At 63.4% G+C, this 20,578-nt stretch carries 18 protein-coding genes; 8 read left to right on the top strand and 10 right to left on the bottom strand.

Going from position 1 to position 20,578, the window contains the following annotated elements:
* Positions 1-17: 17 nt before the first annotated feature.
* Positions 18-1,271, top strand: coding sequence for a serine hydroxymethyltransferase (glyA, locus tag M1D87_RS03605; protein WP_003256308.1), 1,254 nt, complete (start codon positions 18-20; stop codon positions 1,269-1,271).
* Between the two features lie 193 nt (positions 1,272-1,464).
* Positions 1,465-2,418: an arsenic resistance protein gene (locus M1D87_RS03600; protein ID WP_123085686.1), complete on the top strand. Its 954-nt coding sequence runs from the start codon at positions 1,465-1,467 to the stop codon at positions 2,416-2,418.
* A 23-nt stretch (positions 2,419-2,441) separates the two neighbouring features.
* Here M1D87_RS03600 and M1D87_RS03595 read toward each other — a convergent pair whose 3' ends face one another.
* The 9 genes from M1D87_RS03595 to M1D87_RS03555 form a co-directional block, all read right to left on the bottom strand.
* Complete coding sequence (locus M1D87_RS03595) at positions 2,442-2,765, bottom strand: RidA family protein (protein ID WP_049866930.1); 324 nt, start codon at positions 2,763-2,765, stop codon at positions 2,442-2,444.
* Positions 2,766-2,809: 44 nt separating this feature from the next.
* On the bottom strand, positions 2,810-4,228 hold the full coding sequence (locus M1D87_RS03590) for an aldehyde dehydrogenase family protein (RefSeq protein ID WP_123085685.1): 1,419 nt from the start codon (positions 4,226-4,228) through the stop codon (positions 2,810-2,812).
* A gap of 12 nt (positions 4,229-4,240) precedes the next feature.
* Positions 4,241-5,284, bottom strand: a complete 1,044-nt coding sequence (locus M1D87_RS03585; protein ID WP_013970806.1) for a homoserine dehydrogenase — start codon at positions 5,282-5,284, stop codon at positions 4,241-4,243.
* 209 nt (positions 5,285-5,493) lie between these two features.
* Positions 5,494-5,931 (bottom strand): Lrp/AsnC family transcriptional regulator, encoded by a 438-nt coding sequence (locus M1D87_RS03580; RefSeq protein ID WP_015268886.1) that lies wholly within the window; start codon positions 5,929-5,931, stop codon positions 5,494-5,496.
* Positions 5,928-7,316, bottom strand: a complete 1,389-nt coding sequence (locus M1D87_RS03575; protein ID WP_123085684.1) for a threonine synthase — start codon at positions 7,314-7,316, stop codon at positions 5,928-5,930. Before M1D87_RS03575 ends, M1D87_RS03580 begins: the two co-directional genes overlap by 4 nt.
* 23 nt (positions 7,317-7,339) lie before the next feature.
* Positions 7,340-8,224: a LysR substrate-binding domain-containing protein gene (locus M1D87_RS03570; RefSeq protein ID WP_013970803.1), complete on the bottom strand. Its 885-nt coding sequence runs from the start codon at positions 8,222-8,224 to the stop codon at positions 7,340-7,342.
* A 37-nt stretch (positions 8,225-8,261) separates the two neighbouring features.
* Entirely contained in the window at positions 8,262-9,710 is a 1,449-nt protein-coding gene (locus M1D87_RS03565; RefSeq protein WP_013970802.1) for an amino acid permease, read from the bottom strand.
* A 143-nt stretch (positions 9,711-9,853) separates the two neighbouring features.
* Entirely contained in the window at positions 9,854-11,125 is a 1,272-nt protein-coding gene (locus M1D87_RS03560) for a cystathionine gamma-synthase family protein (protein ID WP_123085683.1), read from the bottom strand.
* 169 nt (positions 11,126-11,294) lie between these two features.
* Complete coding sequence (locus tag M1D87_RS03555; protein WP_183596774.1) at positions 11,295-12,179, bottom strand: homocysteine S-methyltransferase family protein; 885 nt, start codon at positions 12,177-12,179, stop codon at positions 11,295-11,297.
* A 118-nt stretch (positions 12,180-12,297) separates the two neighbouring features.
* Between M1D87_RS03555 and M1D87_RS03550 the strand changes: the two genes are divergently transcribed.
* Positions 12,298-13,119: an ABC transporter substrate-binding protein gene (locus tag M1D87_RS03550; protein ID WP_023663597.1), complete on the top strand. Its 822-nt coding sequence runs from the start codon at positions 12,298-12,300 to the stop codon at positions 13,117-13,119.
* Positions 13,116-13,937, top strand: coding sequence for an amino acid ABC transporter permease (locus M1D87_RS03545; protein WP_015268879.1), 822 nt, complete (start codon positions 13,116-13,118; stop codon positions 13,935-13,937). Before M1D87_RS03550 ends, M1D87_RS03545 begins: the two co-directional genes overlap by 4 nt.
* A 156-nt stretch (positions 13,938-14,093) precedes the next feature.
* On the opposite strand, the gene M1D87_RS03540 is transcribed toward M1D87_RS03545, so the two are convergent.
* Positions 14,094-15,023 (bottom strand): malate dehydrogenase, encoded by a 930-nt coding sequence (locus tag M1D87_RS03540; RefSeq protein WP_421091786.1) that lies wholly within the window; start codon positions 15,021-15,023, stop codon positions 14,094-14,096.
* A gap of 937 nt (positions 15,024-15,960) precedes the next feature.
* Between M1D87_RS03540 and M1D87_RS03535 the strand changes: the two genes are divergently transcribed.
* The 4 genes from M1D87_RS03535 (at position 15,961) to M1D87_RS03520 (ending at position 20,575) form a co-directional block, all read left to right on the top strand.
* Complete coding sequence (locus tag M1D87_RS03535) at positions 15,961-17,103, top strand: sensor histidine kinase (RefSeq protein WP_241745128.1); 1,143 nt, start codon at positions 15,961-15,963, stop codon at positions 17,101-17,103.
* A complete protein-coding gene (locus M1D87_RS03530) occupies positions 17,088-18,437 on the top strand; it encodes a sigma-54-dependent transcriptional regulator (RefSeq protein ID WP_123085792.1) in 1,350 nt (449 codons plus the stop codon). The genes M1D87_RS03535 and M1D87_RS03530 overlap by 16 nt, the downstream gene beginning before the upstream one ends.
* A gap of 167 nt (positions 18,438-18,604) precedes the next feature.
* A complete protein-coding gene (locus M1D87_RS03525; RefSeq protein ID WP_039614381.1) occupies positions 18,605-19,288 on the top strand; it encodes a hypothetical protein in 684 nt (227 codons plus the stop codon).
* Positions 19,289-19,300: 12 nt separating this feature from the next.
* On the top strand, positions 19,301-20,575 hold the full coding sequence (locus M1D87_RS03520) for an MFS transporter (protein WP_123085794.1): 1,275 nt from the start codon (positions 19,301-19,303) through the stop codon (positions 20,573-20,575).
* The last annotated feature ends 3 nt before the right edge of the window (positions 20,576-20,578 follow it).

Below are 20,578 nucleotides of genomic sequence, written 5' to 3'. Positions count from 1 at the left end.
GATCCTTGAGGACCGCCATGTTCAGCCGTGATTTGACCATTGCCAAGTACGACGCCGAGCTCTTCGAAGCCATGCAGCAAGAAGCTCTGCGCCAGGAAGAGCATATCGAGCTGATCGCTTCGGAAAACTACACCAGCCCGGCAGTCATGGAGGCCCAGGGCTCGGTCCTGACCAACAAGTACGCCGAAGGCTACCCAGGCAAGCGCTACTACGGTGGTTGCGAGTACGTCGACGTCGTCGAGCAGCTGGCCATCGACCGTGCCAAGGAACTGTTCGGCGCCGACTACGCCAACGTCCAGCCGCACGCCGGCTCCCAGGCCAACGCCGCCGTCTACCTGGCCCTGCTGTCGGCCGGTGACACCATCCTGGGCATGAGCCTGGCCCACGGTGGCCACCTGACCCACGGTGCTTCGGTAAGCTCCTCGGGCAAGCTGTACAACGCCATCCAGTACGGCATCGACAGCAACGGCCTGATCGACTACGACGAAGTCGAGCGCCTGGCTGTCGAGCACAAGCCGAAGATGATCGTTGCCGGTTTCTCGGCCTACTCGCAGGTTCTGGACTTCGCCCGCTTCCGCGCCATCGCCGACAAGGTCGGTGCCTACCTGTTCGTCGACATGGCCCACGTTGCCGGCCTGGTTGCCGCTGGCGTGTACCCGAACCCTGTTCCGTTCGCCGACGTGGTCACCACCACCACCCACAAGACCCTGCGCGGCCCGCGCGGCGGCCTGATCCTCGCTCGCAAGAACGAAGAGATCGAGAAGAAGCTGAACTCCGCCGTCTTCCCTGGCGCCCAGGGTGGCCCGCTGGAGCACGTCATTGCTGCCAAGGCCATCTGCTTCAAGGAAGCCCTGCAGCCTGAGTTCAAGGCTTACCAGCAGCAGGTCGTGAAGAACGCCCAGGCCATGGCCAGCGTGTTCATCGAGCGTGGTTTCGACGTGGTTTCCGGTGGCACCCAGAACCACCTGTTCCTGCTGTCGCTGATCAAGCAGGAAATCTCCGGCAAGGACGCTGACGCCGCCCTGGGCAAAGCCTTCATCACCGTCAACAAGAACTCGGTACCGAACGACCCACGTTCCCCGTTCGTCACCTCGGGCCTGCGTTTCGGCACCCCAGCCGTTACCACCCGTGGTTTCAAGGAAGCCGAGTGCCGCGAGCTGGCTGGCTGGATCTGCGACATCCTGGCTGACCTGAACAACGAAGCGGTGATCGACGCCGTGCGTGAGAAGGTCAAGGCCATCTGCAAGAAGCTGCCGGTTTACGGCAACTGATTGGCGATTGCCTGACAGGAAAAAGCCCGGCCTAGTGCCGGGCTTTTTCGTTTTCAGGTGGCGAATCCTGTGGAAGCGGGCGTGCCCGCGAAGAAGACGACTCGGTGGATGGCACCGGCTGCGCCGGTATTCGCGGGCACGCCCGCTCCCACAGGTTATGATTGCGTTCCTCCCTTCAAGCACAGGCCCTACCTTGACCAGAGAGCAACTTGAAACCCAACAGGTCCCGATCTATTTCGTCGCCGTGCTCGCCGCCGTCACGTTCGGCCTGCTGACCAGCGACACTGCACAGCTCCTGGAGGCGCTGGTCACCCCCGCCATCGCCGTGCTGATGTACGCGATGTTCCTGCAGATCCCCTTCCTCGACTTGCGCCAGGGCCTGGGCAACCGCCGCTTCACTTCCGCCCTGCTGCTGGCCAACTTCGTCCTCGTGCCGCTACTGGTATGGGCCATCACCCGCGGGCTGGTCGAGCACCCGGCGATCCTCATCGGCGCGCTGCTGGTGTTGCTGACACCGTGCATCGATTACGTGGTGGTTTTCACCCACATCGGCAAAGGCGACTCCCGCCTGACCCTGGCTGCCACCCCTGTGCTGCTGTTGGTACAACTGGCAATGCTGCCGCTCTACCTGGCCCTGATGCTGGGTGACAACAGCAGCGTGGCCATCTCCATCACCCCGTTCGTGGAAGCCTTCGTGCTACTGATCGTGCTGCCGATGGCCCTCGCCGTACTCACCAGCGCCGGCGCCCGTCGCTCACGCACGGTCTCGACCTGGAACGACGCCTGGGCGTGGATGCCGGTACCGGCCATGGCTCTGGTGCTGGTGGTGGTCATCGCCTCGCAGATTGCCGTAGTACTGCGTGATTTCGACCGTTTGCTGCCGGTGATTCCGGTGTACATCGGCTTCATGCTGCTGGCGCCAGTGCTCGGGTTCGTTGCGGCGCGCTTGCTGCGCTTGCCGGTGACCGAGGCACGCTCGGTAACCTTCAGCGCCGCCACGCGCAATTCGCTGGTAGTGCTGCCGCTGGCGCTGGCGTTGCCGGAAGACATGCGCGGTTTGGCGGCGGCAGCTGTGATTACGCAGACATTGGTGGAACTGCTAGGCGAACTGGTCTACGTAAAGGCGATACCCCGGTTTGTGCGCTGACCCGGGGCGTCAGCCGCTTTGGGTCAGGAGCGCTCAGGGCACACGGCAAACACCTGTACCTCGACCAGGTAACCCTCTCCCAAGTCTGCGCCTACGCAAGCCCGTACTGGTTTCGGACAACCCTGCAACCAGGCGTCGTACACCTCATTGACCAGGTCGAAGTGGCTGTAGTCGGCAATCCATAACTGAACCCGGGTCAAATGTTCCTTGCCGACGTTGGCCTCAGCCATCAGCCCATCGATCGTACTCAACGCCTGGCGCAACTGCCCCTGCACATCCTGCTGCAGGTCGTCCGCGACCACGCCAGCCGTTTCGAACAGGCCCCTGTAGCTCACCGCCAGCGACATCCGTTCGCCTTGTCCATACCGTTCGATCATCAAGATTCCTCCTATTAGCCCATCTGGTTGAGGCAGACGACTTTGGGCTGGGTCATGTCCTCGTAGGCGAACCGCACCCCCTCGCGCCCAAGGCTCCCATATTTGGAGCCACCGAATGGCATGGCATCGAAGCGGTAGTCGGACGAGTCGTTGATCATCACGCCACCCGCCTCGATACGCCGCGCCAGGCTCAATGCCAAGGACAGATCGCGGGTAAACACACCGGCGTGCAAGCTGTACTCCGGGGCGTTGGCCAATGCAATCGCCTGCTCGATATCCTCGAAAGGCGCCAGCATCACCACCGGTGCGAATACCTCTTCACGCCACAGCCGGCTGCCATGGTCAACGCCTTCCAGCACCGTCGGCACATAGGTAGCCCCTTGCCGCTTGTGGCCGCAGAGCAGGCGAGCGCCGCCCTGAAGAGCCTGGCTCACGCGCTCTTCAATCTGCCGTGCCGAGCCTTCGGTGATCATCGGCCCCATGTCGGTTTCGCGCAGGCCAGGATCACCCACCACCATCGCCTGGGTCAAGGCAACGAAGCGCTGGCGGAACGCCTCATAGATCGAAGCGTCCACCAGGATGCGCTGGGTGCCGATGCAGTTCTGCCCGGCTGCCCAGAACGCGCCAGATACACAAGACTCGACAGTGGCCTCGAGGTCGCAGTCCTTCAGTACCAGCACCGGGGCGTTGCCACCCAGGTCCATGGCCAGTTTCTTCAGGCCCGCCCCGCGGGCAATCTGTTCACCCGTGGCGAAACCGCCGGTGAAGGAAATCATCCGCACTTCACGCACGGCCACCAGGGCCTTGCCCAGTTCGGCACCGCCAGTGGCCACGGTGACGACGGCCTCTGGCAGCCCCGCGTCGACCAGGTACTGCACCAGCTTCAAGGCAGAAAGCGGGGCCAGCTCCGAGGGTTTGAGAATGACCGCATTGCCCCCGGCAATCGCTGGCCCCAACTTGTGCGCCACCAGGTTGAGCGGGTCGTTGTACGGCGTGATGGCCAGGATCAGCCCCAGCGGCTCGCGTGTGAACCAGCCCTGACGCGATTCGGAGCCTTCGTAGGCATCGAACGGCACCACCTCGCCGGCATTGCGCCGCGCTTCCTCGGCAGACAGCTTGAGCGTGTTGATGCAGCGTTTCACCTCCTTCTCGGCCTGACGCAGGGTCTTGCCCGCTTCGTCGACAATCAGGCCGGCAAAATCGGCTGCATCGCGCTCAATCAGCCGGGCCGCCTGCTCCAGAATGCTGGCGCGACGGTGCCGAGGCAGCGCAGCACTTTCGTGCACGCCCTGCCGAGCACGCACGAGCAGACCTGGCACGGCATCGGCAGCAAGGTTGGCGACGCTGCCGACCAGGCTACCGTCGAACGGGCTGTAGACATCGATCAAGGCGGGTTGCTGGACGGCTACCCGGGACACGGAAGTCAGGCTCATGAAGGTTGCTCCTCAGGCCGAGCGGCCAGCAGTGTGGATGGCGACGATATCCGACAACAGGGCGAATGCCGTTTCGACACGCCCCGCACCCGGGCCGGACACGGTTACAGCGCCCAGCAATTCGGTGTTGAACGCAACCGCATTGGTGGCACCGGAAATACCCGCCAGAGGGTGGTTGCCGGGCAACAGGCGCGCTTCGACGCTGGCACGCACCGAACCATCGGTTTCACGGCTGGCACTGCCGATCAGTTTCCAGCGCTGGCCCGCCGCCTGCGCTTGCTGGATAGCAGCGCTATCGAGGCTGCTGATCCCGCTGCAGGTCACATCACTCACCTGCAAGCAAGCGCCGAGCAGCTCGTTGGCGAGGATCACCACTTTCAGGCGTACGTCATACCCCTCCACATCGGCGCTCGGGTCCGCCTCGGCATAGCCAAGTGCTTGCGCCTGGGCCACTGCATCGGCAAAACCGAGTCCCTCTTCCATACGCGTCAGCACATAGTTGGAGGTGCCGTTGAGGATGCCCTCAAACCCCACCAGGCCTGCGCCGGCCAACGTCTGGCGCGCCATGCGCAGCACCGGCGTACCGCTCATGACCGCGCCTTCGTACTCGAACGACACACCATTGGCCTTGGCCAGGGCCTTCAGCGCCGCAGCATGCAAGGCGATCGGCCCCTTGTTGGTAGTGACCACGTGCTTGCCAGCTTCCAGCGCCCAACGGCAGAAGGTTGCCGCCGGTTCACCGTCCTTGGGATTGGTGAATGTGGCCTCGGCGATGATGTCGGCACCGGACTGCTTGATCACCGATTCGTTGAACGCTTCAGCCGAACCTTGCGGGATCTGCGCCAGCGCCCCCTTCTGAGCAGGCAGGGCAGCCAGCGTGGCCGCATCCAGGCCGTTGCGGTCGATTGCCGAACCCAGGAACAGGTCGGTGACGCCAACGATCTTCAGGCCAAAGCCCAGCTCTTGCTGCCAGCGCGCATTGCGTTCGGCGATCAGTTGGGCCAGGGCACGGTTCACACCGCCAAAGCCAACAAGTGCAATTTTGTATTCGGTCATGGTTCGCTGTCCTTTCCAGGCGGTTGGTCGATGGGGACAAGCGTAAGAGCCGTGCAATGCCAGTTGAATATGGCAATCCGCTGTATTTACTGGCCAATCTGACCAGTAGCCGATGCACGCCTGAGCGCCGCCGGAATGCAAAACGCCGCCAGGGCGCAAACCCGGGCGGCGTTGTTGTAGCGAGGGTTACCAAACGGCAAGCGCGCGTCTCAGATCACCGTGGCCAGGACGAACGATGTAACGGTGTTCTCGACCCCTGGCATGGCGGCAATCTCCTTCCATACATGGTGCACCCGTTCCGGGCTGGAAGCCTCGACGCGCAGCAGCAGGTCGAATTCGCCGCTGAGCACTTCACACTGGATCACCTCGGGGATCTGACGCAACGCATCGAGCACAGCCTCTCCGCGCATACGGTCGTAGCGGTAGACGAAGATGACCGCGTTGATCAGCGAGGTCGGTCGTCGCCCTTCACCGATACGCAGGGTATAGCCCTGGATGGCCCCGTCACGCTCCAGGCGCTCGATGCGCTGGCGTACCGCATTACGCGACAGGTTCACCTTGAGCCCCAGCTCGGCATGGGCAATGCGTGCATTGGCGGTGAGTTCGGCGAGAATTCGCTCGTCCAGGGGGTCGAGGATGCGCTTCATCGTCCTGCCTGCAACCGGGCCAATATCTCATGAACCCCCGCCAGGTCCTCTGGCGCCAGCAGCGGCCCAACGTCTGCGCTGCCAACACCACAGGCCGGTACCTCGCCATGCCAGGCCCCAAGCTCCGCCAGCAACCCGGCAGACTTTTCCGGGGCAAACTGGCCCAGCGTGACGATCGGCGCACCAATGTTGCGCCGGTGCAGGCGCCCGGCGAATGCCCCGGTGGCAGCGTGTGGGTCTACTGCGCAGCCGGTTTCCTGGAACAGCGTGACGATTTCTTCGCGAATGAGCGCGTCATCCACGGCGTAGGAGTCGAACAGCATGCGCGCGTGCAGCCACTGGCGGTTGCCGATGCTCAACTCGCCACATTCCTCGAAATGCTCCATCAGTGCCCGGGTCGCCCCACCATCGCGGTCATACAGCTCCCAGACGAAACGTTCCAGGTTGGAGAACAGCGAAAAGTCCATGACCGGCGACAAGGTCTGGCTGGTGGAACCACGGCTGTAGCGATTGCAGTGGATAAACCGGTGCAAGGCATCGTTGCGGTTGGTGGAAACAATGATCTGGTTGATTGGCAGGCCCATTTTCTGGGCAATGAACCCCGCGTAGATCTCGGCAAAACTGGCCGTGGGGATGCTGAAACCCACCGGCCGAATCCCCCCACCCAGCTGAAGCGCCGCGTGAAAATAGAACACGATCTGCGCCAGCACGCCGACCCAGTTGGTCGAGTTGAAACTCACGGGAATCAGCCCGGGGCACGGCCATGCACGCAGCAGCGTCGACACCAGTGACTGGCAGTCATCGAAGCTGCCGTCCACGGCCACGCAGCTCACGCTTTCGGAAGCGGCACTGCGCATCACCGCCGCCCGGTCGGCCGGTGTCCCGGCACTGGGGTAAAGCGCCAGCAAGCGTGCCGTAGGGCAATGCCGCAAGGCTTCGATAGCGGCCACCGCCGTATCGCCGTTGCTGGCACCGACCAGCATGACCCGCTCGCAATCGGGGCCCAGGAAATGGCGGATGAGCCGCGCCTGCAATTGCGCGGCGAAATCCTTGGAGGAACGGGTAGGCCCGTGAAACAGCTGCAGGATCCATTCGTTATGGCCAATCTGCTGCAACGGTGCGATGCCACGGTGCTTGAAGCCGCGGTAGCTGTCGCTTACCAGCGCCCTCAGGGTCGGCTCATCGAGCGTGTCGCCGACAAACGGCGCCATTACCCGCCAGGCCAGTTCGTCGAACGGCAACCACGACCAGCTGGCAATATCCTGCTGGCTGAACGTCGGCACCGCAGTCGGCACGTACAGCCCGCCATCGTCGGCCAGCCCGGAAAGCAGCGCCGTGCGGAAATCAACCCGTGTCTCGTTGCCGCGCGTGGATGTGTACTGCATCGGTGCTCCAGGTAAATATTTGATTAACGGTGGGCCATCGCCACCAACCAGTGGCTGAAGGCTTGGGCATCCGTGGACAACGCCTCACCCAGGCCACGTACCAGGTAAAACGACTCGCTCGCCTCGATGCGCTGCGCAAAAGGCGCCACCAGGCGCCCCTCCTGCAGCAAGTCCTCGACCAGCGACGAGCGCGCCAGTGCCACCCCAAGCCCCAGTTCCGCCATGCGCAAGGTCGCCACCAGGGTGTCGAACTGCAGGCCGCTGGAAGAATCGACCTGATCGGCGCCTACCCGCTCCAGCCAATAACCCCACCCCTCCTCGTAACCCAGCACATGCAGCAACGGGACGCGGGCCAGGTCGCGCGGCTCGCGTAGCGGGGAGCCGGCAATCAGCGCAGGCGAGCAGACTGGCACCAGCAGGTCGCGGGTCAGGCGCTGCGCCTCCACGCCAGCCCACTGGCCGCTGCCCCAGCGGATTTCCAGGTCATCCTCTGCATCCAGTTCCTTGACCCACAGGTTGCTGATGTAGCGGATGTCCACCTGTGGGTGCGAACGGCGAAAATCGGCCAGGCGGGGCGCCAGCCAGAAATGCAGGAACGACAGGCTGCCGCGCACTTTCAGGGGCCGACGCTGGCGTTGCCCGAAAATTTCATTGGTGCCTACCGCCAGGCGGCTTATCGCATCCTGCACCACCGGCAGGTAGGACTGGCCTTCTTCGGTCAACCCCAGCCCCCGGGGCAGGCGCTTGAACAGCGCCACCCCCAACTGGCTCTCCAGGTGGCGGATCTGCTGGCTCACGGCCCCTTGGGTGAGGTGCAGTTCCTCAGCTGCATGGGTGAAGTTCAGGTAACGCGCCGACACTTCGAAGGCTCTGAGCCAGTTCAAGGGGGGCAGGGTTTTCTGGGTCATCGGCGGTTTCTCGTGGCAACGTTCCGGTGCCCTAGTATCACCCTGCTCTGGCGGCCTCGGAACCTGTTGCCAAGGCTTCCGGTTGCAGCGGGCGACGGTCGCGGTACTTGCGGGTCAGCCAGTAGGCCAGGTAACACCAGGCGATAAATGGAAGACCAAAGTACAGGGCCACGCGCTGTGCCGGGTCGAAGGCAATGCCGACGCACGCCAGCACGCAGCAGAAGATGGCCGCCAGCGGCACGAACGGGTAGCCGCGCACGCGGAACTTGAGGTCCTCGAGCTTGCCGCCATTGGCGATGTAATGGCGACGGAACGCCATCTGGCTGGCCGCGATGCTGATCCACACCACCACCACCGCCAACCCGGAAATGGACACCAGCGCCAGGTAGATAGTGTCAGGGGCAAACACACTGCTCAGCAGCGAAGCCATGCCACCCGCCATGCTCAGGACGATGGCATTGAACGGCGTGCCACGACGCGACAGCGCCGCATACCGGCGGGGCATGTTGCCTTGGTCGCTGAGGGTCCACAGCATGCGCGCCGCAGCATAGAGCCCGGAATTGGCTGCCGACAGCAACGCAGTGATGATGACGAAGTTCATGATGTCTGCGGCATAGGGGATACCGATCATGGCAAACACCATCACGAACGGGCTTTCAACCAACCCTGCCTGTTCACGTGGCAACAAGGTTGCCAGCACGAAGATGGTACCGACGAAGAACAGTGCCAGGCGCAGGACCGTGGTACGGATGGCCTTGGGTACGTTCTTTTCCGGGTCGCGGGTTTCGCCGGCGGCGATGCCGATCAACTCGGTACCCGAGAACGCGAAGGCCACCGCCAGCAGGGTCATGGCGATCGACCAGAAGCCCGTAGGGAACAGCCCCTCGCGGGTGAAGTTGCCCAGCCCGACACTGTGCGCCTGGGTAATTTCGAAAACGCCCAGGATCGCGCCGCCGCCCACCACCAGGAAGGCAATCACCGCCAGCACCTTGATCAGTGACAACCAGAATTCGGTTTCGGCAAACGACCGCACCGAAATGATATTGCTGATGAACACCGCAAACCCGAACAGCGCACTCCATATCCACACCGGCGTATCGGGGAACCAGCGCACCATCAGGATACCGGCGGCGGTGAATTCCGAGCCGATGGCCACGGTCCAGGTCAGCCAGTACATCCAGGCCACCATGTAGCCTGTTCCCGGCCCGAGGTAGCGCGTGGCGTAACTGCTGAACGAGCCGACTTCCGGCATGTGTACCGCCAGTTCGCCCAGGCACATCATCACCAGGTAGACCATGATCGCGCCGAGGATATAGGCGATGACCGCCCCCAGCGGGCCCGCCTGGTTGACGGTGTAGCCCGACGTCAGGAACAGGCCGGTACCGATGACACCGCCCAGCGCCAGCATGACGATATGGCGGGTTTGCATATCCTGCTTGAAGCTATGCGCCGAAGCATTTCTCGTTGTCGTTGTCTGCAGGGACATTGTGGTTTACTCATGAAAGTTGGCGGGCAAGGACGTTGCAACGACCTCGTCTTGGCAGAGCGAAGCGAATTGCCTTGCATATTGTTTTTGTTCGACTTCATGAAGTGGCACCCACCGCAAGGAGCGGGTGCTACACGCTTGCCTCAGGCCTGTACTTCGGCCAGGCAGGTGTCTTCGTCACCGTGCAATTCCTTTGCTGCGGCCAACTCCTGGCGCACCGATGCACAGGCCTGTGCCAGGTCTGCCAGCAGGTCCTCGGTGTCCTCGATGCCCACCGAAATGCGCACCAGCCCTTCGGAAATGCCCAAGGCCAGCCGTTCTTCGAGGGTGTTTTCCACATGGCTGGTGGTACGCGCCGGGCCGTAGATGGTTTCTACCGCGCCCAGGTTGCCCGCCCGATGGGCGTACTTCAGGCGCGGCAGCAGCCGCGCTACGGTGGGCATGCCACCTTTGAGCACGAAGCTGACAATGGCGCCGAAGCCACGCATCTGCGCTTTGGCAATCTCATGGCCCGGGTGCTGGGGCAACCCTGGGTAGTTGACCGCTTCGACCAGCGGTTCGGTAGTCAGGTAATGCGCCAGGGCCTGGGCACTGGCCTGTTGCTGACGCAGGCGCAGGGCCAGGGTCTTGATACCGCGGATGATCAGGTAAGCGGAAAACGGGTCCAGCGCCGCACCGTTGATCTCGCGGTAGTGGCGCACCTGGGCCATCAACGACTCGGCACCGCACACCACCCCGCCCAGCACATCACCGTGCCCGGACAGGAATTTGGTGGCACTGTGCACCACCACATCCACACCCAGGGCCAGCGGGTTCTGGTTCAGCGGGGTGGCGAAGGTGTTGTCGGCCACCACCACGGCGCCAGCCTTCCGGGCGGCAGCGCTCAGGCGCTGGATGTCCAGTACCTTGAGGGTGGGGTTGGTAGGGGTTTCCAGATACAGCAGGTCGCAACCCGCGGCGATCTCGCGCTCCAGCGCTTCGGTGTCGAGGGTGTCGCACAGGCAGACCTGCACGCCCATGCGCGGCAGGAACTCTTCGAAGATCTTGTTGGTACCGCCGTAACTGTCGCGGGTCGATACCACACGCTTGCCGCTTGAGAGGAAGGTATGCAGCACGGCACTGATGGCAGCCATGCCGCTGCTGAATGCCACCGCCGACTCGGACTGCTCCAGCTCGCAGAGCTTCGCTTCCAGCGTTGCGACTGTCGGGTTGCTCATGCGGCTGTAGATGTAGCCGGGCAACTTGCCCTGCGCCACGTCGTACCAGGCATCGATGTCGTTGTAGCCGTAGGCGGCACTGACCACGATCGGGGTCTGGGTAGCGTTGTACGGGTGCTGAACCTGCTCCCCGCTCCACACCACACGCGTACCGATACCGGCCGCTGCATTGCCCTCGAATTTCTCGTTCTTGTTCATATCCGGTTCCCGCACCGCTGAGTTGTGTACACCGATTCGGCATCGGCTTTCAGCGGACTATAGGGGCATGGCGGGGGGACTGAAAAACGATGGAATCCGGGTCTGAGTAACGTTTTTTTTAATGGCTGGGGCCGAGCGGGTGCGGAAGCCGCCCTGCCCCTTCAAGGCTTTACGCCAGGTTGCGTTTCAGCTCGGCGATATGCTCCGGGCCAATGCCACAGCAGCCACCGATCATGCTGGCACCCCGTTCACGCCAGTCGCTGGCCCATGCCAGGTAACCCGGCGAGTCAAGGTCTTCGCGCAGCTCATCCAGGCCGTCGTTGGCGGTGGCTTCCTTCGGCTGTGGCGGGAAGGCGTTGGCATAGGCGCCGATGGCGATGTCGGCGTTGTGTCGCTCGATTACCGAGCGCGCTACATCCAGTGCAGCGCCAATGACCTCGGGCTGGCTGCAGTTGAACAGCACGGCCGCCGCGCCCAGGCCGACCACGGCTTCGATGGCATCGGCCACCGGCTCACCGGAACGCAGGCGTGGCACCTCGTCGACTTCTTCGTCCTGCAGGGTGAACGACACCCAGAACGGCCTGCCGTCTGCCGGCAATTGGCTGTGAATAGCTCGCACCTCGGCAACCGAGCTCTGGGTTTCGGCCAGCCACAAGTCAACATGCGGGGCCAGGCCCTGCAGCAACGGGACCAGCACCTCCTCGACGCGCTCGGGCTGGAACAGGTCCGGGCGATAGGAGCCGAACAGCGGCGGCAGCGAGCCCGCCACCTTGACCGGGTGTGCTGCGGCATCGGCGGCATGCCGCGCCAGCTGGCCTGCGATATTGGCCAGTTGTCGGCCGTCCTTTGCAAAACGCTCTTCGCCGATGTGGAACGGCACCACCGCATAGCTGTTGCTGGTAATGACCTGGGCACCGGCAGCGATGAACGCTGCGTGCACACCAACCACCGCTTCCGGCGCCTCGCTCAGCGCCAGCGCCGACCACTCGGGCTGACGAAACGGCGCCCCACTGCGCTGCAGCTCACGGCCCATGCCACCGTCGAGAATTACCATCGCTCGCTGTTTCATATAACTACTCTAAAGGTGCTTATGAATAAAATTCATTATGTAGGTGACATTTATAACTATTAAATACCGCTTCCTATAATTGGCCAACATTTCAGGTATGTCCATGCGATTTTCTACTGTGCTCGGTGCGGGCCTTGTGCTGCTCGCAACTGCTTCCCAGGCCTTTGCCGGTGCCACGCTGGAGCGGGTTGAATCGCGCAAGGAACTGGTCAACGTCCTGATGGAAAGCTACCCACCGTTTTCCTTCCTCAATGACCAGAACCAGCTGGACGGTTTCGACGTGGATGTGGCCAAGGCCGTGGCGGACAAGCTCGGCGTCAAGCTGCGCCTGGAAACCCCTTCGTGGGACGTGATCGCCGCAGGCCGCTGGAGCGGCCGCTACGACATCTGCATCTGTTCGATGACCCCGAGCAAGGCCCGCGCCGAAGTGTTCGACTTCCCGGTGGAGTACTACGCATCGCCTGCGGTGATCGTGGTCAACGCCAAGGATGAGCGCATCCATGGCGCCAAGGACCTGGAAGGCCGCAAGGTAGGCCTGACCAGTGCATCGAGCTACGAGAGCTACCTGAACAAGAACCTGGTGATCGAAGGCGACGAAGACAAGAAGCTCGAATACCCCTTCGATTTCGTGCAGATCGCGCCCTACGACACCGACAACGTCGCCTTCCAGGACCTTGGCCTGGGTGCCGGCGTACGCCTGGACGCCATCCTCACCAACCTGGTGACCGCGCAGCCGCGCCTGGACCAGGACAAGCGCTTCAAGCTGGCAGGTGCCCCGCTGTATGAAGAGCCGAACTCGGTGGCCATCGAGAAAGGCGACCCCGAGTGGGATGCCAAGGTGCGCCAGGTGTTTGCCGAGTTGAAGGCTGACGGCACCCTGGCCAAGCTGTCGCAGAAATGGATTGGCGCCGATATCAGCAAATGAGCACCTTCCCCTCCTCCCCCAAGCCCGTGGCCAAGCCCACGGGTGCCGGCCTGTTCGGTTTTCGCACCCGGCTGCTGCTGACCTGGCTGGCGCTGTTTGGCCTGTTCGTTGCGTTTTTCCTCAGTTTCGATCTGAAGTTCTCGATCATCCTGGAGAAGTTTCCGAACCTCGCCGGGTTCAAGCTGGGGCCCAACGGCTTTCTGCAAGGCGCGGCACTGACCCTGTTCCTGTGCCTGTGCTCGATGCTGGTGTCGGTGCTGTTCGGCTTCGCCGCCGCGCTGGCGCGGTTGTCGAACAGCGCGGTGCTGGTGGGTGTCGCCAGCTTCTACACCTCGTTCTTCCGCGGCACACCCCTGCTGATCCAGATTCTGCTGATCTACCTGGGGCTGCCACAGCTGGGCCTGGTACCGGGCGCCATCAGCGCCGGCATCATCGCCTTGTCGCTGAACTACGGTGCCTACCTGAGCGAAATCTTCCGCGCCGGCATCCTCGGCGTCGCGCGCGGGCAACGTGAAGCGGCACTGGCGCTGGGCATGCGCACGCCGCAGATCTTCTGGCATATCGTCCTGCCCCAGGCCATGCGGGTGATCATTCCGCCTACGGCCAACCAGTTCATCTCGATGCTGAAGGATTCATCGCTGATATCGGTGATGGGGGTATGGGAGGTGATGTTCCTGGCGCAGTCGTACGGGCGGTCGAGCTATCGATACCTGGAGATGCTGACCACGGCGGCGGTGATCTACTGGGTGCTGTCGATCCTGCTCGAGCTGGTGCAGGCGCGGCTGGAGCGGCATTTTGGCAAGGCTTACCAGCGCTAGGGGCCAGGCTGGGTTGGCAGCCCCCCCTTATTGAACTGCACGTAAACTCATTGAATTAGCAGGGACATTGTGGGAGCGGCTTTAGCCGCGAACACCGGCGCAGCCGGTGCCATGCACCGCGTTGGATTCTTCGCGGCTAAAGCCACTCCCACAGCGTTACAGCGCCTTCATTTCAGCAATATCCCGCGCCACCTGATCAGCCGATTGGTCAAACATCGCCTGCTCCTGCGCATCCAGCGGCAACTCGATCACCCGCGCCAGCCCCTCCTCTGCCAGTACACAGGGCACACCCATGGCAATATCCGTGCGCCCGTACTCGCCTTCCAGGATCGCCACAGCCGGCAAGATGCGGTTTCGCCCGTTGGCGATCGCATCGACCATCTGCGCAATCGCCACGCCCGGCGCATCGCAGGCGCTGCCCAGCTTCTTCAGCCCCAGGATCTCGCCACCACCCTTGCGGGTGCGCTCGACGATCTGCTCGATCTGCTCACTGGACAGGAAGTGCGACAACGGCACCGAACCGATCTGGCAGTAGCGCATCAGCGGCACCATGCTGTCGCCATGCCCGCCCAGCACCAGCGCCGTGATATCCCGGGCAGAGAACCCGGTCTGCTCGGCGATGAAACACTTCATGCGTGCGGTATCCAGCACCCCCGCCTGGCCGAACACCTTGGTGCGCCCCTGCCCGCTCAGGCTCCAGGCGCGATAGGTGAGCACATCGACCGGGTTCGACACCACCAGCACGGTCGCAGTTGGTGCATGCAGCTTGATGTCGGCCATGATGCCGTCGAGGATTGGCAGGTTGATACTCAGTACATCCTGACGCGACTGCCCCGGCTTGCGCGGCACGCCTGCGGTGATGACCACCAGTTCAGAGCCGTCCAGCATTTCAGCGTTTGCCCCGCCGTGAACCCGGGTATCGGAACCCGACTCGACTGCCGCCTGCCACACATCCAGCGCCTTGCCTTGCGCCATCTCGCCCTGCACATCCATCAACACCAGCTCACGGCACAACTCTTCCCGAGCGATGATCTGCGCCGCCGCCTCGCCGACCATGCCGGCACCCACGATTGTCAGTTTGTTCACACGACACCTCCCAGCGGCGCGCGCCACCAGGAACACGCCTGCAATACAGAGAAGTATCGCCTGCTGAGGCGAAAAGACCACACAAAGGCAAATGGAAGCGGTACGCGTACCCCGTGGGAGCGGCTTTAACCGCGAAGAATCCAACGCGTTGCCTGGCACCGGCTGCGCCGGTGTTCGCGGCTAAAGCCGCTCCCACAAGGACCGCGCCACCTTCGAGTGCAGTGCAGTACCTGTGGGAGCGGCTTTAACCGCGAAGAATCCAACGCGTTGCCTGGCACCGGCTGCGCCGGTATTCGCGGCTAAAGCCGCTCCCACAAGGACCGCGCCACCTTCGAGTGCAGTGCAGTACCTGTGGGAGCGGCTTTAACCGCGAAGAATCCAACGCGTTGCCTGGCACCGGCTGCGCCGGTATTCGCGGCTAAAGCCGCTCCCACAAGGACCGCGCCACCTTCGAGTGCAGTGCAGTACCTGTGGGAGCGGCTTTAGCCGCGAAAAGGCCGGTGCAGGCTGGCCTAGAACTCGAAGGTACTGGACAAGCTCACCTGCCGCGCATCGCCAATGGCCACAAAGTACTGGTTCACCGCCAAGCGCCCACAGAGTCACTGCTAATTCAACCGACCCCGTCCTTGCACGGCGATTTTCCATCTGGCAAGGTTGCCAGCAGAACGCCCACCGACTGACCAGCGGTGCCCCACATCAAAGGAAACCTGACCTGTCACTGCAACCCTCCGTTCGCCGTGATCTGCTGATTCTGTGGCTTTCCATTGCCGCAGTTGCGCTTGTGCTGGGATGGCTGCTGCTGATAATCAGCCGCCAAGGCGCCGGCCCTCAGATTGCGCAGGCGCGCCAACTCACCTCGACCAGTTGCCAGGCGCTCCAGGCGGGTGCGGCACGGGTTCGCCAGCAGCTCCCGCCTGCACAAGACCACCCTGATCTCATGCCCCCCGCTGCCGCACAGGCAGTGCTGGATTTGGCACTGCGCGATCAGCCGGGCATGGAGGGCGGCTTCTGGCGAGCGGATGCGGGTGTGGTGGCCTACGCCTTCCCAACCTACGACGGCACGGGAATCAAACGCGACCCGCCGAGCGCCGAGTTGCAGCGCATTGCCTCCACGGCCCAGCGTGCGCAGGATTCTGCAGGCCTGGTGGCGGATGTGCGACCGGGCTTACGCGAAGCCGTGGCTTTCGCCGCCTGCCCCGTTCAGGCCTATGACCGGCAGCTGATCGCCTGGACCCTGATGCGCGTTCCGCTTTTGGCCACAGAAACAGTCAATACCTTGATACTCGCTGTAAGCCTGCTGCTGGCGCTGGTCGTTGTCTCCGGGGCATGGCTGGGCTGGATGATTTCGCGTTGGCAGCGCCAGTCGGCGCATTTGCGAAAGCAACTGGCCCAGTCCGAACGCCTGGCCACGCTGGGGCGCGTTTCCGCCGGGCTTGCACACGAGATCCGCAACCCGTTGGGCACGATGCGCATGAAGGTGGAAAACGCGATGGCTGCACCGGCTGACCGGCGCGAAGCACGCGTGGTTGGCGCCCTGGAGGCCGTACTGTCGCAAACGGCACGGCTGGAGACGCTGGTGTCGAGCCTGTTGGCATTGACCCAACCTTTCCGCGCCGAGCGCCAGGCAGTTGACCTGCAGGAATGGCTGGAGGAGCGGCGTAATGCCCACGCCGAAGCAGCGCAAAAGAAAGGCGTACGAATAACACTGGCCGTTGAACCGGAGCTGACCGCTAGCGCGAAGCAAGTTGCGCTGTTCGACCCGACACAAATGGCGCGGGTCTTTGACAACCTGCTGCTCAATGCGCTGGCGCACACGGAAGAACGCGGTGAAATCGAGCTCGGTGCACATCGCACGCACCGCGGCACATTGCTGTTGTGGGTGGCGGACGATGGTTCCGGCATTCCGAATGACCTGCGCGATACACTGTTCGAACCGTTCTCCACCAACCGCGCTGGAGGTACCGGCCTGGGGCTGGCGCTGGTGCGCGAGATCGTGCAGGGTCACGGCGGGCGGGTCGGTCTCGCCGAGTCGGCCAAAGGAACGCGCATAGAGATGGAGCTACCGTGGCCCGAATCCTGATCGTCGACGATGACGCCGCATTCCGCGACAGCCTTGCAGAAATGCTGCAAGACCTGGGGTATGCGGTGCTGCAGGCTGAAACCACCGATGCAGGCCTGCACAGGCTGCGCACCGAGGACGTGGATGCGGCCATCGTTGATCTGCGGCTGCCGGGCGAGGATGGCCTGGTGTTTCTGCGCCGCGCGGCGCGCATCTCGCAGGTGCCTTGCATCATGCTCACCGCCTATGCGAGTGGCGGCAACACCATCGAGGCGATGAGCCTGGGCGCGTTCGACCACCTGACCAAGCCCGTGACCAGGGCCGCCCTGATCGAGACGCTCGAACGGGCCCTGCGACGGGCAGCCAACACCCCAGACAACCCCCAGGCGGCCGGGGCATCAACTGCCGCAAAAGAGCCCGTGGATGGCACCGAACTGGTCAGCAGCAGCGAGGCCATGCGCCAGGTCTTCAAGCGTATCGGGCTGGCCGCGAACTCCGATGCCACTGCGTTGATCCTGGGCGAAACGGGCACAGGCAAGGAACTGGTCGCGCGCGCCTTGCATCGCAACAGCGGGCGAGCCACCGGCCCCTTCGTCGCCGTCAACTGCGCGGCGATCCCGGCCGAACTGATGGAAAGCGAGCTGTTCGGTCATGTCAAAGGCGCGTTCACCGGTGCCATCACTGAACGCACCGGGCGCTTTCGCGAGGCCGATGGCGGCACCCTGTTCCTCGACGAAATAGGCGATATGCCGCTGGCCACGCAGGCGAAGATCCTGCGGGTGCTGCAGGAACGCGAAATCACCCCCGTGGGCGCCAATCGTGCCCAGCCGGTGAACGTGCGCATCATCGTGGCCACCCACCGAGACCTGCCCAGCGCAGTCAAGGAGGGGCGCTTCCGGGAAGACCTGTGGTACCGCCTGCAGGTAGTGCCCCTGTGGCTGCCGCCGCTGCGTGAGCGCCTGGGCGACGTGCTGCTGCTGGCCGAACACTTTCTACGCCTGCTGGGCAGCGACTCGCCCAAGCGGTTGAGCGCGGCGGCAGCCCGGATGCTGCTGGCCCATTCCTGGCCGGGCAACGTGCGCGAACTGCGCAATGCCATGGAGCGCGCTGCCATCCTCAGCCACGGCCCGGTCATCGAGGCCGAACACATCGGGTTGCAGACGGCGGCGGCGCCCACCCCGGGCCTGGACATTGACTGGGAAGGCCCAATGGCACAGGCCGTTGCCCAGCTGGAGCGCGAAATGATCGTGCGCGCCCTGGCTGCGACGGCGGGCAACCGCGCAGAGGCGGCGCGGCGCCTCGGTCTGTCTCGCCAGCAGCTCTACCGCAAGCTGGCCGAGTTCGATCTGGACTAACCCCTTCGCACGCAAAGGAGGTGTCCGATTCCGTGACACCTTAGCGTCACGGAATCGGACGGCACATCACTCCTATCAATCATAACCGTTTGATTTAATTAATAATTTTATCTGGCATGGTGTTTGCGCTACAGGTTGGGTGTTCCCAACCCAAAAGAGCTTCTCCAATGTCCAGGTATTTCATCGCCACATCTCTTGCACTGGCAATTGGTCTGGGTAGCCTCAGCGCGCATGCCATGCCGCCCGCCGCCGCCCATCTGCCTCCAACACCGCATCAAGGTGTGGAAACACCTGGCCTGGTGAGCCAGTACGTGGTGGAAGGCCAGGTGCAACGGCTGCTCATCAATCCCTATGGTGAGGTCGACGGGCTGCGCCTGAGCGACGGGACCATTGCAAAGTTTCCACCGCACATGGCCGATGCGCTCACAGCCACGGTCAAAGTGGGGGACGCCGTCCGCATCATCGGGCGGGCGGAAACGCGAGGCACGGTCAAAGCCGACGCCATCATCCACGCCGACAGCGGGCGCACCGTGTACGACCAGCCGCCATCGGTCGGCGAAGGCCGAGCCCTGCCGCCACACCTGCGCGCCCAGCGCCTGCAGCCCCAACAGGTGGAAGGCCAGGTGGAGACCGTGCTCACTGGCCCACGGGGCGAGGCCAACGGCGTCATCCTGAGCGATGGCAGCATCGTACGTTTCCCGTCAGAAAGCCTGCGTATTTCCGTGCAGACGGGCGCACCGTTCGCAGCATCCGGGCTGGGCACGCGCAATGCATTTGGCACCGCTTTGGAAGCGGTCAGCATGGGCACCACGTTATCCACCCTGCAGCCGCTCTATGACCGCGCGCCATAAGGGAATGCCGCTATGCACCCGGCAACGCCTTTCATAACCCCGGCGCATGCCAGCTCACGGCGCTGGCTGTCCGGCCTCAACTTCTTCCTGGCCGATGTCCGTGACGGCCTGGGCCCCTTCCTCGGTGTGTTTCTGGCCAGCCACGGCTGGCGAGCCGATGACATCGGCTACGTGATGGCCGCGGGCGGCATCGCAGGCATGTTGGCGACCACGCCGATGGGCGCGTGGATCGACGCCTCGCGCCACAAGCGACTGCTTCTGGCAAGCGGCGCCATTGCACTCATTCTCGCCACGGCAGCGCTATGGACGGCGCCAACGTTCGGCGTCGCCGTCGCCTCTCAAGTGGTGACGGGTGTTGTGGGTGCGTTGATGGGCGCCGGCATCATGGGCATCACCTTGGGCATCGTTGATCAGAAAGACTTGTCTCGGCAGCTCGGCATCAACGAAGCCTGGAACCATGCCGGCAACGTGGTAGCGGCTGCCTTGGCCGGGCTGGCAGGCTACCGCTGGGGGCTGTCAGCCGTATTCGTCCTGATGGCCCTGATGGCGTGCGCGGCTCTTGCCTGCTTGCGCAAGATCGATCCACATGACATCGATCATGAGCGTGCCCGCGGTGGTGACCTCACTGGCAACCAGCCTGCGCAAGGTAGCAGCCCCTCGCCTTCCATGGTGCGGGTTTTGACGCACTCGCGCGAACTGGGCCTGCTCGCGATCACCATGCTGCTGTTCCACCTTGGCAATGCCGCGATGCTGCCCTTGCTGGCACAGTCGGTTGTCACGCGTGGGCTGGCCGACCCCAGCGTGTTCACGGCATCCACTGTCATCGTGGCGCAGCTGGTCATGATTCCCGTCGCGCTTTGGGCCGGGCGGCATGCCTCTCGGCACGGGTATCGGGCACTGATCCTTGCCGCCCTCCTGGCCTTGCCCTTGCGCGGGCTGATCGCCGGTTGCTGGGAGTCCCCGTGGGCCCTGATTCCGGTACAGGCCCTTGATGGAATCGGGGCAGGCCTGCTGGGTGTCGCCTTGCCTGGGCTTGTCGCTTCCATCCTGCGCGGCACTGGGCACATCAATGCAGGGCTTGGTGCAGTGATGACGATACAGGGAATAGGCGCGGCCATGAGCCACGCACTCGCCGGCTGGATCGCGCAACATTTCGGCTATGGCACAGCCTTCGTCGTTCTGGGTATCGTGGCTGCAATCGGGCTACTCACCTATCAGACAGGCCTTAGGAAGGGACACCCAAGCCGGCAATTGCCAGCTCAGCCAAATAACGTTGACACGATATAGCGT

This window comes from Pseudomonas sp. SA233, from assembly GCF_054792385.1.
This window is presented reverse-complemented; position numbering and strand designations above follow the sequence as displayed.